The sequence below is a fragment of the Streptomyces sp. CG4 genome (assembly GCF_041080655.1).
GTDB lineage: Bacteria > Actinomycetota > Actinomycetes > Streptomycetales > Streptomycetaceae > Streptomyces.
This window is the reverse complement of record NZ_CP163525.1, coordinates 6,390,895-6,404,069: the sequence shown is the minus strand read 5'-3', so window position 1 is coordinate 6,404,069 and position 13,175 is coordinate 6,390,895. Positions and strand designations below refer to the sequence as shown.

At 70.6% G+C, this 13,175-nt stretch carries 14 protein-coding genes; 1 reads left to right on the top strand and 13 read right to left on the bottom strand.

The genetic code is table 11. The features are described from left to right. Positions 1-34 precede the first annotated feature (34 nt). From AB5L52_RS29245 to AB5L52_RS29195, 11 genes are all read right to left on the bottom strand, one after another. The gene (locus AB5L52_RS29245; RefSeq protein ID WP_369367115.1) at positions 35-1,408 is read right to left on the bottom strand and encodes a hypothetical protein; all 1,374 of its coding nucleotides are present in this window, start codon (positions 1,406-1,408) and stop codon (positions 35-37) included. Positions 1,409-1,433: 25 nt separating this feature from the next. After that, positions 1,434-2,789, bottom strand: a complete 1,356-nt coding sequence (gene eccD / locus AB5L52_RS29240) for a type VII secretion integral membrane protein EccD (RefSeq protein WP_369367113.1) — start codon at positions 2,787-2,789, stop codon at positions 1,434-1,436. 13 nt (positions 2,790-2,802) lie between these two features. Next, complete coding sequence (locus AB5L52_RS29235) at positions 2,803-3,096, bottom strand: hypothetical protein (protein WP_023550737.1); 294 nt, start codon at positions 3,094-3,096, stop codon at positions 2,803-2,805. 62 nt (positions 3,097-3,158) lie between these two features. Further along, entirely contained in the window at positions 3,159-3,611 is a 453-nt protein-coding gene (locus tag AB5L52_RS29230) for an HD domain-containing protein (RefSeq protein ID WP_351569776.1), read from the bottom strand. Positions 3,612-3,776: 165 nt separating this feature from the next. After that, positions 3,777-4,487, bottom strand: a complete 711-nt coding sequence (locus tag AB5L52_RS29225; RefSeq protein WP_369367111.1) for a DUF6508 domain-containing protein — start codon at positions 4,485-4,487, stop codon at positions 3,777-3,779. Positions 4,488-4,492: 5 nt separating this feature from the next. Continuing rightward, entirely contained in the window at positions 4,493-4,795 is a 303-nt protein-coding gene (locus AB5L52_RS29220) for a hypothetical protein (protein ID WP_369367109.1), read from the bottom strand. Positions 4,796-4,937: 142 nt separating this feature from the next. Beyond that, entirely contained in the window at positions 4,938-7,613 is a 2,676-nt protein-coding gene (locus AB5L52_RS29215; protein WP_369367107.1) for an ADP-ribosyltransferase, read from the bottom strand. Further along, positions 7,610-8,050 (bottom strand): DUF6507 family protein, encoded by a 441-nt coding sequence (locus AB5L52_RS29210; RefSeq protein ID WP_369367105.1) that lies wholly within the window; start codon positions 8,048-8,050, stop codon positions 7,610-7,612. The genes AB5L52_RS29215 and AB5L52_RS29210 overlap by 4 nt, the downstream gene beginning before the upstream one ends. Positions 8,051-8,131: 81 nt before the next feature. After that, a complete protein-coding gene (locus AB5L52_RS29205; protein ID WP_351026754.1) occupies positions 8,132-8,446 on the bottom strand; it encodes a pore-forming ESAT-6 family protein in 315 nt (104 codons plus the stop codon). 41 nt (positions 8,447-8,487) lie between these two features. Then, positions 8,488-8,820 carry a hypothetical protein gene (locus AB5L52_RS29200; RefSeq protein WP_351026556.1) on the bottom strand — a complete coding sequence of 111 codons (333 nt, stop codon included), beginning with the start codon at positions 8,818-8,820 and terminating at the stop codon, positions 8,488-8,490. Between the two features lie 170 nt (positions 8,821-8,990). Further along, entirely contained in the window at positions 8,991-10,169 is a 1,179-nt protein-coding gene (locus AB5L52_RS29195; protein ID WP_351026557.1) for a PP2C family protein-serine/threonine phosphatase, read from the bottom strand. Between the two features lie 175 nt (positions 10,170-10,344). On the opposite strand from AB5L52_RS29195, the gene AB5L52_RS29190 reads away from it, so the two are divergent. Next, positions 10,345-11,586 carry a GNAT family N-acetyltransferase gene (locus tag AB5L52_RS29190; protein ID WP_369367103.1) on the top strand — a complete coding sequence of 414 codons (1,242 nt, stop codon included), beginning with the start codon at positions 10,345-10,347 and terminating at the stop codon, positions 11,584-11,586. Between the two features lie 31 nt (positions 11,587-11,617). Here the strand turns inward: AB5L52_RS29190 and AB5L52_RS29185 are convergent, their stop codons facing one another. Continuing rightward, entirely contained in the window at positions 11,618-12,427 is an 810-nt protein-coding gene (locus tag AB5L52_RS29185; RefSeq protein WP_351574770.1) for a DNA-formamidopyrimidine glycosylase family protein, read from the bottom strand. A gap of 219 nt (positions 12,428-12,646) precedes the next feature. Then, positions 12,647-13,132, bottom strand: coding sequence for a ribose-5-phosphate isomerase (locus AB5L52_RS29180; RefSeq protein WP_351026561.1), 486 nt, complete (start codon positions 13,130-13,132; stop codon positions 12,647-12,649). Positions 13,133-13,175: the final 43 nt, after the last annotated feature.

Genomic DNA, 13,175 nt, shown 5'->3' with positions numbered 1-13,175 from the left:
CCTCGAGTTCCTCGGGTCCCTTCCTGTCGGGCGGTCAGCGCTGCTTCTGGGAGAGCTGGAAGACGTCGGCGGCCAGGCGGGTGGCGGACTGCCGGGTGGCCCGGGCGAGGAGATCGGTGCGCAGCGGGCCGCCGGCCGCGAGATGGCGGTCGTAGGGCAGGACCGCCACGGTGACTCCGGCCCTGGTCAGTTCCTCGGTGGCCTTGTCGAGGTCGAGGCCGGGGTGCGGCGCGATCTCGGTGAGGACGACGACGGTGGAGGCCAGCACATGCCGGGGCAGGTTGCGCATCCACTCCAGGACGGCGCGCGTGCTGGCGACGCCCTCCAGCGTCGCGGGCACGGTGAGCACCCGGGCCTGGGCGGCGGACAGCGCGGTGCGGGCGACCTCGGCGGGCAGGGTCTCGCAGTCGACGACGGTGACCCCGAAGTAGCGGCGCAGCGCCACCATGACCCGCTCGTAGCCCTTGGTGTCGAGCATGGCGCCGACCTGGCCCTGGCTGCCGGGCAGCAGCCAGGAGTTGCCGGGGAGCTGGACCAGGTATCCGGTGACGTCGAGCAGCGACATCTGCGGTTCCACCAGTCCTGCGAGGTCGCCGGTGGTCCAGCGCAGGGTCTCCGCGCCGAGCCGCAGCGGCAGCGAGCCGAGCGCCGGGTCGGCCTCGACGGCGAGCACCGGGTCCTGGCGGTAGTGGGCGTAGGTGGCGGTCAGCAGGGCGGCGACGGTCGTCTTGCCGGAGCCGCCGCGGATGGAGGTCACCGCGATCTGGCGGCCGGTGGTGACCGCCTGCTGCAGCACCTCGGCGGTGGCCGCGGTGTCGGCGACCTCGCGGGCCGCCGAGGAGGCGACCGTACGGCGTACGGCGCGCAGGGCGCGGGTGCTGAACGGCTCACCGCGGCGCGGCTTGAGCGCGGCGGAGGCGATCCGCTTGTCGAGCACCGGCCGGGAGTCGGGGGTGCCGCGGCGGGCGGCGGGGGCCTGCTGCGGGTGGGCCTGCGGCTGCTGCCGGGCGGCGTACTGCTGCTGTTCCGCGTACTGCTGTTGCTGTTGCTCGGCGAACTGCTGCTGGGGCGCGTAGGCCTGCTGGGGCTGGGCGGGGTAGGCCTGCTGCTGGTACTGAGCGGACGGGTCGGCGTACGGCTGCTGCTGGGGGTAGCCGTACGCCGGGGCGGGACCCTGCGCGGGGGCGCCCTGCTGCGGTATCTGTTGCTGCTGGGCCGTGGACGGGTCGCCGTAGGCCTGCTGCTGCGGATAGCCGTACGCCGGCGCGGGACCCTGCGCGGGCGCGCCCTGCTGCCCCGGGTCGCCGGCCCCCTGCTGTTGCTGCTGCTCCGGTGCGGGCTGCTGCGGAGGCGTGCCGCCCCTCAGATCGCGCAGCACGTCGCCCTGCCAGTTGTCCCCGTTCGGCATGTCGCCCTTCACTCCTGCCCTGGCCTCAGAACTTGTTGAGCAGTTGCCCATAGATGCCGAACACCCCGACGGCGAGCGGGAAGAGCCCGATCACACCGACGGACTCGATCAGATCGCCGATCCGCCGCAGCCGTACCTGCACATGCTCGGGCGGCTGGATCGCGAGGACCAGCAGCGGCAGCGCGGCGGCGGCGCACAGCAGCACCAGCGCCCCGGCGCCGCCCGCGTGGTCCGCCCAGACCACCGCGAGCCGTACGACGAGCAGCGCGGCCCCGCCGAACAGCGCCACGACCTCGGCGACCAGCGGGAAGGCGCGGGCCCGGGACAGCAGCACGAGGGCGGTGAGCGAGGTGAGGGCCACCGCCCACACGGTCGGCCGTCCGGCCGTGGTCAGCAGCCAGCCGCCGGCGGCGGCCGAGACGACGGTGGCGATGGTGGCCAGCGCGAGCCCGCGGTGGGTCGCGGCGAGCGCGTTGGCGACCTGGTGGCGGCTGACCGACGCGCCCGAGGAGCGCTGGTCGTCGAGGCCCGTCAGGCCCGAGGCCATCAGCGCGAGGCGGGGCAGCAGGCCGAGCAGCACGACGGAGAACACGGCCATCACGGCGCCGAGCCGGTCCGGCCGGTCCTGTACGGCGGCGACGGCCTCCCACACCACGGCGATGCAGGCGGTCGCGCCGGCCCCGATGAGCGCGCCGCGGCCGAGTGGCGAGAAGTAGGCGAGCAGCACCAGAGTGAGCACCAGCGCCGCGACGACCCCGGCCAGCCGGGCCGGTCCGGTCCAGCCGTAGGCGTCGGCGGCGGTCCAGACGGCGAGCACTCCGAGCCCTCCGGAGGCGAGCAGCAGCACCGTGGCGAGCCCGCGGTTGCCGTCGCCAATCTTCGCAACGAGCGCGCCGGCGGCCAGGAACAGGGCGGCGACGGCCGCGAGCGCGACACCGACGGACTTGAGCGCGAACTCGTGCCGGGCCAGCAGGGCCGCGGCCACGGCGAACACCACGGTGGCCACCCCGGCGCTGGCCCGGCGGGCGGCGGGCCGCCAGCGCCAGGAACGCAGATCGAGGTCGTCGGCGACCTGGTCGGTGACGTCGTGCACGACGGGCGCGGGCGGCGCGGCATGGGCGCGCACCAGCTGGAGGACGGCGCCGTCGGGCACTTCGGCCGACGACAGGGTGGCCTCGTGCGGCAGTACCGAGCCGTCGGAGGTGATCAGCTGCCGGGTCATGGGCCGGGAGGCGGCCCGGTCGTCGAGCAACTGCAGGATGTCGGGCAGCAGATGGCCGATCGGGGTGTCCGACGGCAGGACGATGTCGGCGCGCCGACGCTCACCGACCAGCGTGACCCGGCTCAGTTGCGTCCGGGACGTCGTTGCTGTGCTCACCACTTACCGGAACCTATCATCGCGAAGTTGAGGCCGAGGATGCCGAGGACGGCTGTGCGGAGGGGGTGCCGTACTGCTGTTCCTGCTGCTGTTGCTGCTGCTTCTGCTTGGCCAGGGTGTGCTGCAGGAAGGACCATCCGACGCATCCGGCGCACAGTACGGCCGCGATGGCGATGCCCGCGAACACCTTGCCGAGCCGTTCGTCCGCCGAGCGCCGGGCGCGCTGCGCGCCGAAGAGCAGCGCGTCACGCATCCGGCGCCGGCGTACCGCCACCGACTCCAGCAACTGGCTGTCGTAGTCCCGTGCCATTGAGTTGGTCCTGTGCCTGTGCTCTCTGTGGGTCGGTGGGGGTCAGTGCGGGTCAGTGCGGGTCAGTCGTCGGAGGTTTCGGCGGTGAGGCCGAGGTACTGCCGCATGGTGGCGTACTTCTGCGTCAGCCGCCGTGCGGTGAGCTCGTCGAGGACGGCCAGCCGGTGCGGGTCGGCGTTGTGCGCGAGGTCGGCCGCCTTGACGAGCCGTGCGCCCGGGGTGGCCAGAATCCGCTCCGCGTACGCCCGCGGCTCCTCGTCCGGCCGTTTGGTCATGGCCCGTACGACGTCCTTGGTGCGCGGCGTGAGCGCGGCCGCGGCCAGCCACTCCTCGCTCAGCACGCCGTCCTCGACCGCGTCGTGCAGCCAGGCGGCGGCGACGAGTTCGTCACCGCCACCGCGGGCACGTACGCCTTCGGCGACGGCCTGCAGGTGTTCGGCATAGGGCCGGCCTGCCTTGTCCCGCTGCGCGGCGTGCGCGGCGCGGGCGACGGCCTCGACCTCGGCGAGCGTCATGACGTGAGTGGACGGCCCGTCGTACGGCATTCCAGAGTCCCCCTAACTTTGCCCGTGCAACATAGAGCATGAATGCGCGGGCGGCACACCCGGGGCGGCCGGGCTGACGGGAACGGCGGGGAAACCTCCGCAGAACCTGCACACCCGGGCCTGTGCGGCCAGGTCCTAGCTCTGCGCGGCGTGCCGGTCGAGGAGCGCGACGACCATGGCGTCGAACAGACCGGACCGCACGGCCTCGTCCACCGTCCCCTCGCTGATGCGCTCGCCGGCCGCGAGGAGGGTGGCGGCGCGTACGGCGTCCGCGGGCCGGAGCCGCCCGCGTGGCGGCGCCGTGGGATCGGGGCTGGCGCTCAAATGGTGCTCCGGGGTGACGGCACCGATGCCCCACAGTGCGGTGACGACCCGCCACAGCGGCCTGCTGTAGACCGGGAACGCCACCTGGATCGCCCCGTTCGCGTTCTTCTCGCCGCCGCCCCAGCGGACGACGCGGTCGTCGTCGGTGAGGGCGGCGTAGGCGTCGGCCAGTTCCTGCCAGGCCTGCGCGTTGCCGTGGTCGAGCTGGGCGAGCAGCCGGCGGTCGTCGGCCTCGGTGACCGCGCGGGCGAGTTCCTCGACCACGTCCGGGCCGGAGGCGTCGAGCGGGGGCCCGGTGCCGGCGGCGCGGGCAAGCTCGGTCAGCGCACCGGCCAGGGGGAGGCCCCGCTTGCGGACCTCCGCCACCTTCTCCGACCATTCCCGGCCGAGCCGGAACCCCTCGACGCCGGTCGCGACGCGCTGGGCCCACTCAAGGGTGCCTGCGGTGTAGTCGGCCCAGACGTACCCGACGACTTCACCGTCGGGGGTCTCGACCGCTACGTACTGGACGGGGTGGTTCACGCGGGTCAGGCCTGCTTGGCGAGGGCTTCGACCGCGGCGGCGTTCGGGGCGTCGGCGAGGGAACCTGGCAGAGGACGGCCCCTGCCACCGGGCTCCGGTCCGGCCAAGAACTCGATGAGAGCTTGGGACGGGCAAATACCCCGTGCCTTGGCTTCACGCAGCCGACTGATCCAGGACATGCTCTCGTTCGCCCCCACGGGACCGGCGGCCTGCCTTGGCACATACGCAGCGGCGTCGTCCTCGTCACTGCCCCATACATATCCGAGGACCGCGCCGTTCTGCTTGTCGACGACCGTGAAGTACTGCACCGGCTTGTCAGTCCTGTCCCGGTATCGCGCAGGACCGCCGGGCACCTCCACGAATCTCATGTCTTCGGCAAAGCGTGAATTGATCGGTCGTTCACCGCTCATGAAGTCACATTCCTCATATCTGTGCCTGCCGTCAGATAGGTTACGGCTTCGGCAGTACCTCTCCGTAGGCGTGGTACTGACCCGTCGTGTCTTGGAACACGCGCGTCACCCGGTAGTGGGTATCACGAGCGAGGAGCAACTCCCGCTCCCCCTTGTTCACAGAGATGTGGTCGATCCACAGAGCGGGTGCACCCTTCGGCACACGCAAGTGCAGGATCACGGGCTTGTAGTTGAAAGCCGCGTCCTTACCGAGCGACGTGGAGAGAAAGCCAGCGTCATGGTAGCTGTTGCCCACCATCTCATACGGCGAGGTCAGATCGAGGTGGTCGATACCGGTGCCTCGGACGACCATGATGTCTTCGGGCACAGGGCGGTCGCCCATGACCCGGTCCATGTTGTCGACCATGTCCTGGACGCTGGGCTCGAGAGCCGCAGCGGGGCCGTGCAGGTCGAAATCTCGCAGCTGGCCATTGATGTGCTTGTAGTAGAAACTACTGTACCTTTCCAGCGCATCCTTGGCCTTGGGGTCGAGGTTGTCCAGGAAGTCGTTCCAGTGCGCGTCGCCGTACGCCTTCCCTGCGCCATTACTACTGCTGGGCCAGGGGTTCGTCCCCCGCTCCAGTTCCGCCGTGGCCGCCGCATGCCGCTCGGCGTCGGTGGCCAGGTTGTTGAAGTCGTCGTCCGACATGGACGGCTTGTACTCGAACGGCTCCCCGGCCCCACCGTGCCCCGGCACCCCCGAGTGCCCCGGCGTAGCCGCGTCGGCGCCGTCGTGCCCGGCGATGTCCGCCGCGTCGTGGCCGAGGCCGCCGTGGTCGCCGACGTGCCCGGCGTCGTGACCAGTGCCGTCGTGACCCCCGTGGCTGGCGCCGTCGTGGCCGGCTCCGTGGTCCGGGTGGCCGCCGACGCCAGGGGCGTCGTGGCCGCCGGGGTGCGGGGCGGTCGGGGTGTCGTGCGGGGTGGTGTGCGGCAGATCGTGCGCGGGAGCCGTCGGGGCGTCGTGGTACCACGCCGAAGGCGTCGTACCGGCGTGCTCACCCGCGGAGAACCCGTCGCCCGCGCCGTGCGGGATGCCACCGTGAATGCCGCTGTCCGGGACATGCGGCATCCCACCGTGAATGCCGTTGTCCGGGACGTGGGGAACCCCGGCGTGGATCCCGTTGTCCGGCACGTGCGGGATGCCGCCGTGGATGCCGTTGTCGACGGGGTTCGGAATTCCGCCGTGGATCCCGCTGTCGGGGACGTGCGGCATCCCGCCGTGGACACCGTTGCTCACGGGCTGGGGAATCCCGCCATGGATGCCGTCGTTCGCAGCCGACGGCATGCCGCCGTATACACCGTCCGCCGTGTGCGGGAGGGCCCCGTGGCCGGCGCTGTCCGCCCCATGGGGTACGCCCACGGACGCCGGTTCCGAGGTCGGGAGGGTCCAGTGGGACGGGAGCCCGGGGGCGGCTCCCTTCGGGATCGTCGTCGTCTCGACGCTGCCGGTGTGGTCGAGGAGATTTCCGTTCGGATCCAGGACATGGCCGCCGGGCAGGTTCACGGAGCCCTCGGGGATGTGCACGGAGCCCTCGGGAAGGGTCGGGAGGTCGATCTTCCCGATGCCCTTGATGTTCTTGGCGATGTCGCCGATCTTGGACAGGCCGGCGCCGGCGCCCTTCATCACGTACGTCATCGGGTCGATGACCCTGCCGACCTTGCCCGCCACCGAGATCGCCTTGGCCACCGCGCCGGCCTTGCCCGCACCCGCCACCGCCGCACCCTCACCACCGGTGAACACCGTCGTCAGCACATTGAAGGTGACCCCACCCGCGGCGCGCGCGGGGTTCTTGCCCCACTCGTCCCACGCCAGCAACGCCTTACCGGTCTGCTTCATCGTGTTGCGCGACTCACGCAGCCAGGAGGGCATGTATTTGTCCGGCACCAGCAAGAACGCCGCCGCCGTCACCGGATTGGCCATGAACTCCAGCGCCGTCGCCAGCTGCGCCAGACCCTTCCAGGCCTGCTTCATCGCATCCCAGCCATCGACGCCGACCAGGGTGCCCAGGCCCTTGATCGTGCCCCAGATCCCGTCCACGCAGATGCCGTCCCACAGGAACGACTTCGCCCAGTGCCCGAACTCGTACCAGTGGTGCTTCTGCTCCACCGGATCACCCCACGGCAACCCCTTCGCACCCTTCAGGTCCGAAGCGTTGTAGCCGTACATGTCCGACTTGTTGGAGCCATCCCCGGCGATCATCTGCGTCCCGTGCCAGATCGCCGTGATCTTGTTGTGGCACGTCCGCTCCGCCGCCCAGAACGCCGCCACCGCCGCCGTCACATCATCACGGAGCTGGTTGTTCTTCTTGACCTTGTCCTCGTCGTACTCCCAGTCGTGATCACCCTTGACCGAGTCGACGAACGCCACCGCGTCATGCCTGAGCTGCTTCAGCTTCGCCACCAGCGGACGGATCTCCGCCGCATACCCCGACAACGCCGACGACACCGTCTCCAGATGCGTGGCGAACGCATCCGAACGGTCCGCCACCGGCCGCGTCGAGCCGAACAGCTTCTCCGCCTCCGGAGCCTGATAGAACCCCCGCAGCTTCTGGAACTGCCCATGCACATCCGCACCCGTGGAACGGACCAGCCCGGCATCCTTCTTCAGCGCACCGTAATCCTTCTCCAACTGCTCCAGATCACCAGTGAACTCAGGAATCTCCTCCGGCTTGATCACGCCTGGCCCACTCCCGGCATCTTCACCCCGGGCATCGACGCATCACGCTGCGCACGCGCGGCCATCGCCTCGTCCCCGTCCATGTACGCCTTCGTCGCATCCACCGCACCCTGCAACGACTTACCCGCCCGCGCCGCGATGAACTGCAAGTCCTTCGTCGCACGCTCCGCATACTGCGACAACGCCAACGCCACCAGACCGCCCGACGACTTCCCGCCGCCCTTGCCCTGACCGCCATGACCGCCATGACCGCCATGACCGCCATGACCACCGTGACCGCCGGAGCCGCCGTCCGCGGAGATCGTGCCCGCACTCGACGCCGCCGACTGCAGATGCTTACCGAAATCGTTCGCGTACGTCTCCAGATGCGACGCCGTCTTCTCCGTCGTCGTCAGCACATGATTGATGCCCTGCGGATGCAGATCCCAGCCCGTCATACCCACCCCCGTGAACCCGGCACCCAGCCGTCACGAACCATCAAGAACAAGCGATCAGGAACACACGGCCAAGACCGCCGTTCAGCCGATGTTGTCCACCGCGGACTTCGCCCTCGCCAGCGTCGAATGCGCCGTCGAGTCGTTCTTCTCCATCGTCGTCTTCAGCAGATGAATGATGTTCCGCACCTCCTGCGACGCATGATTCCAACGACGCTCCTTGCCGTGGTACTCATCCGCCACACCATCCGCCGTGAAGTCCGCCATCGCCTTCTTCACCTGCTTGTCCCGCGCCCCGATGACCGTCTCCAACTGAGCGATCACCCCCGCGAGATTCCCCTGCACATCCGCCGACGCCGACGTGTCGTACGACCGACGATCCGCATTCGCACCCGCCATCACACACCACTCCCCGAAAAAGTTCCGAAACGCACAGACACTCAGCGGCCCGAGAAACGCGCCGCGTCGAAGTTGGCCGAACCCATCTGCCGCTTCGCGTTGTCACCCTGCTCCTGGTCACCCGTACTGAACGCACTGTCCATCCCGGACTGACCACCCAGGATCGCCCCCAGCGACCCATTCAGCTCCTTCGCGATCCCGTCCGCCCGCGCCTTGAACTGATCGAACGCCGCACGACCCGCACCGTTGAACTTCCCCTCCAACGGCTCCGCCGCCTGCACCAACTGCCGGATCAACGTCCCCAGATCCTGACTCGACCCACGCGAATCACGCATCAACGTCGACAACGTCTGCGCACCCATGTCGAACTTCATATGACCTCCCCCGGTACGGGCTCACGCGGCCTGTGCCGCTCGTGTCGCATACGGAATCATCTGTATCAACTACGGAATCGGCCGGCCAAGCTGGGGTCCGCACTGTCACAAAGTCAGCAAACTTCCATGACCAAACCTTGGCGAAGAACCGCCTTGACGCCCGATGGGCGTCAGCGCGTCGCCTGGGCCGCCGACGCCTGGCGGCAGATCAGCAGGAGGGCCCGGTCGTCGTTGACGTCCCTGGCGACCGCCTCGATGAGATGCCAGGCGGCCCCGTGGAAGCCGCCGGCGACATAGCGGTCGGCCTCGCCGGTGAGCCGGTCGATGCCCTCGACGATGTCGCGGTCGGAGGTCTCCACCAGACCGTCCGTGAAGAGCATCAGAACGTCTCCCGGGCGCAGCGAGCCCTTCACGGGGTCGAACTGGGCGCCGTCGTAGACACCGAGCAGCGGGCCCTCGGCGGCCTTCTCCTCCCAGCGTCCGCTGCCCGCGCTCAGCTGGAGCCCGGGCGGATGGCCGGCGGAGTACAGCTCGTAGTCGCCGGAGTCGAGGTCCAGGACGAGATGGATGGAGGTGGCGAACCCCTCGTCCCAGTCCTGGCGCAGCAGGTAGCCGTTCGCGGCGGGGAGGAACGCGTGCGGGGCCAGGGAGCCGAGCAGGCCGCCGAAGGCGCCGGACAGGAGGAGGGCACGGGAGCCCGCGTCCATGCCCTTGCCGGAGACGTCCGTGAGGACGACCTCCAGGGTGCGGCCGCCGTTCGTGCGCGCGGCCACCACGAAGTCGCCCGAGAAGGACTGGCCGCCGGCCGGGCGCAGCGCCATCTCGTGGTGCCAGCCCTGCGGCAGCTTCGGCAGCTTGCTCTGCACCCGGATCCGCTCACGCAGGTCGAACAGCATGGTGCCGCCGCGCCGCCAGGGCACGCCGACCCGGCTGCGGAACTGGGCCGTGAGCAGGCCGAAGAAGCCGCAGGCCGCCACGACGAGGACCACGCCGGGGGTCACGCGGGAGGGGCCTTCGGTGTACGGGCCGAGCCGTACCGACTCCACGATGAGTGCCGTGGCCCCGGCCGCGTAGAGGCCGAGCAGGCTCGCGGGGCGCAGCAGCAGGCCGCCCGCGATGATCGGCAGTACCAGGGTGGCCGGGGAGCACCACACCGAGTCGACCAGAGTCATGGCCATGAGGAGCGGGATGGTGAGCAGCAGCCCGACGAAGGCGATCCAGTCGGAGCCGTCGCCCCGGAAGTAGTCCACGGCGCTTCTGCGCAGCCCGGTGCGGACCCGGTGCCACTGCATCTTGCACCGGGCCGTGAACGTCTCGGCCTTCGCGCGCCGCCCTCGTCCTGCTGCCATTAGTTCGGGACCCTATCCATCGGACCGGCTGCTTGGCACGGGAGGTCCCACTTGTCCCCCGTGCGAGGCTCCGCTCAGCGGTTCGTCCACACAGTGAACGGCACCGGAGGCCAGCGCGCGGCCCTCCGGGGGAAATTCACTGGCTCGTCCTGCAATGCCCTGATAGGCATGGCGTATGGGGACTGAACGCGTGAGCGAACCGACCGTGCTGGCACCGGAGGACTTCGACCGATGGTGGGACGGTGTGGTGCGTGCGTTCGGGGGCGGGGCCGCCTCGTCCGAGGAGCGCGAACTGGACAGGTCCCTCACCGAGTTCGACCGTACGCTGGCCGTGCAGGACGGGGACGAGATCGTCGGTACGGCGGGGGCGTTCAGCTTCCGGATGACCGTGCCGGGCGGAGCCGTTGTGCCCACCGCCGGTGTGACCATGGTCAGCGTGGCCGCGACGCACCGGCGGCGCGGGGTGCTGACGTCGATGATGCGACGGCTGCTGGACGACGCGCACGCCAAGGGTGAGCCGCTGGCCGCGCTGCACGCGTCGGAGCCCGCGATATACGGCCGCTTCGGGTACGGCGCGGCGACGTTCCAGCTCAACGCCGAGATCGACACCGCCCGGGTCGCCCTGGCGCTGCCCGAGGGCACCGACGAGGTGCGCGTGCGGTACGCGGCGCCCGCCGACGTCCTGCAGGAGTGCGAGGCGGTGTACGCGGCCCTGGTGCCCGGCCGGCCCGGCATGCTGGCCCGGCAGCCCGGCTGGGAGCGGCAGGCGCTGCTCGACCCGGAGAGCGAACGGGAGGGCGCGTCGGCGCTGCAGTGCGTGGTCGCGCAGCGGGACGGGGAGATCACCGGGTACGCCCGGTTCCGTACCAAGCTGGGCTGGGGGCCGAGCGGGCACGACGGGACGGTGACCCTGGAGGATCTGGCCGCGCTGGACCCGGCGAGCGAGGGGGCGCTGTGGCGTTTCCTGTTCGGCATCGACCTGATGTCGACGCTGGCGGTGCGCGGGCGACCGGTCGACGAGGCCTGGCAGCACCTGGTCTCCGACATCCGCCGCTGCCGGCCGCGCCTGCGGGACGCCGGGTACGTGCGTCTCGTGGAGGTGGGTACGGCCCTGTCGGCGCGCACCTATCTGGCGCCGGTGGACGTCGTGTTCGAGGTGGTGGACGCCTTCTGCCCCTGGAACGAGGGGCGTTGGCGGCTGACCGGCGATGCGAAGGGCGCGTCCTGCGAGCGGACGTCCGACCCGGCCGAAGTGTCGCTCTCGGTGAGGGAGTTGGGGGCGGCATACCTGGGTGGTGCGACTCTGCTGTCGCTGGCGGCGGCCGGGCGGGTACGGGAACTGCGGCGCGGGGCACTGGCGGAGGCGTCGGTGGCGTTCGGCTCTCCGGTCGCACCGTGGCTGTCCCACGGTTTCTAGGACGGGCGGCCCTGTACGACTGCCCTGCCGGTCAGCGCTGCTGGCAGGTGGGGCACCAGAAGAGGTTGCGGGCGGCGAGGCCGGCGGTGCGGATCTCGTCGCCGCAGATGTGGCAGGGCAGGGTGGCGCGGCGGTAGACGTACACCTCACCGCCGTGGTCGTCCACGCGCGGCGGCCGTCCCATCGCCTCGGGGGTGTGCTCGGGGCGCACGGTGTCGATGCGGTTGTTCCGCACGCCCTCGCGCATCAGCTCGACGAGGTCGGCCCAGATGGCGTCCCACTCCGGCGCGGTGACGTCCTTGCCCGCGCGGTAGGGATCGATGCCGTGCCGGAAGAGGACCTCGGCGCGATAGACGTTGCCCACGCCCGCGACGATCTTCTGGTCCATCAACAGCGCGGCGATCGTCGTACGGCTGCGGGAGATCCTGCGGTACGCCGCGCTCGGCTCGGCGTCCTCGCGGAGCGGGTCGGGGCCGAGGCGGTCGTGTACGGCGCGCTTCTCCTCGTCCGTGATCAGCGCGCAGGTGGTGGGTCCGCGGAGGTCGACGTACGCGGTGTCGGTCGCGAGGCGGAGGCGGACGGTGTCGGTCGGCGGGGGTGCGGGGGCGTCGCCGAAGCCGACCTTGCCGAAGAGGCCGAGGTGGATGTGGACCCAGTCGGTGTCGCGGAAGCGGAGGAAGAGGTGCTTGCCGTGGGCTTCGGTGGCCGTCAGCTCGGCCCTGTCCAGAAGCGCGGCGGCGTCGGAGAACTTGCCCTGGGGGCTGGTGACGCGAGGGGCCGCGCCCTGGAAGCACGCGGCGTAGTCCTGGGCCAGCCGATGAATGGTGTGCCCTTCCGGCAAGGCTGAGCTCTCCTTCCAGCATCGTCAGCGGGGCGCCATCAAGTCCGACCGAAAGTCCGGCCGAAAGTCCGACCGAGCCGGGCGGGCCACCACCGCGCCCGAAGTCCCCGTGCCCCCAGTCTCCCAGCCGAGCGCCCCGGCCTTCCGGCCACCTTCCCACCCACCGGCCGCCCGGTTGACCGAAAGGCAGACACGGGTGGCCGGGTGGGCGGGCGGAGCCTACGGCTGGGGGTGGTGGGCCGGGATCGGGGGCAGGTCGCCCGTCGTCTCGTAGGCCGACAGCATGTCGATCCGGCGGATGTGGCGCTCGTCACCGGAGAACGGCGTGTTCAGGAAGGTTTCGACGAACTTCGTCGCCTCCTCCGTGCTGTGCATCCGCGCACCCACGGCCACGACGTTGGCGTTGTTGTGCTGCCGCCCGAGCGACGCGGTCTCCTCGCTCCAGGCCAGCGCCGCCCGCACGCCCTTCACCTTGTTCGCGGCGATCTGCTCACCGTTGCCGGAGCCGCCGATCACGATGCCGAGGGCGTCGGGGTCCGCTGCCGTCCGCTCCGCGGCACGCAGGCAGAAGGGCGGGTAGTCGTCCTGGGCGTCATAGATGTGCGGCCCGCAGTCGACGGGCTCGTGCCCCGCCGCCTTGAGCCATTCGACGAGGTGGTTCTTGAGTTCGTAGCCCGCATGGTCGGAGCCGAGATACACGCGCATGCCATGAGTGTGACACGGCTGTTTCAGGGGAGCAGCCTCGGGT

Coding starts and splice junctions, on each gene's coding strand:
- AB5L52_RS29180 (WP_351026561.1), bottom strand. CDS start 13,132: ATGCGCGTGTATCTCGGCTCCGACCATGCGGGCTACGAACTCAAGAAC.
- AB5L52_RS29205 (WP_351026754.1), bottom strand. CDS start 8,446: ATGGCGGGTGCGAATGCGGATCGTCGGTCGTACGACACGTCGGCGTCG.
- AB5L52_RS29245 (WP_369367115.1), bottom strand. CDS start 1,408: ATGCCGAACGGGGACAACTGGCAGGGCGACGTGCTGCGCGATCTGAGG.
- AB5L52_RS29190 (WP_369367103.1), top strand. CDS start 10,345: ATGGGGACTGAACGCGTGAGCGAACCGACCGTGCTGGCACCGGAGGAC.
- AB5L52_RS29235 (WP_023550737.1), bottom strand. CDS start 3,096: ATGGCACGGGACTACGACAGCCAGTTGCTGGAGTCGGTGGCGGTACGC.
- AB5L52_RS29210 (WP_369367105.1), bottom strand. CDS start 8,050: ATGACGGGCTGGGATCTGCATCCGCAGGGCATCAATCATGTGCTGACG.
- AB5L52_RS29230 (WP_351569776.1), bottom strand. CDS start 3,611: ATGACGCTCGCCGAGGTCGAGGCCGTCGCCCGCGCCGCGCACGCCGCG.
- AB5L52_RS29195 (WP_351026557.1), bottom strand. CDS start 10,169: ATGGCAGCAGGACGAGGGCGGCGCGCGAAGGCCGAGACGTTCACGGCC.
- AB5L52_RS29200 (WP_351026556.1), bottom strand. CDS start 8,820: ATGAAGTTCGACATGGGTGCGCAGACGTTGTCGACGTTGATGCGTGAT.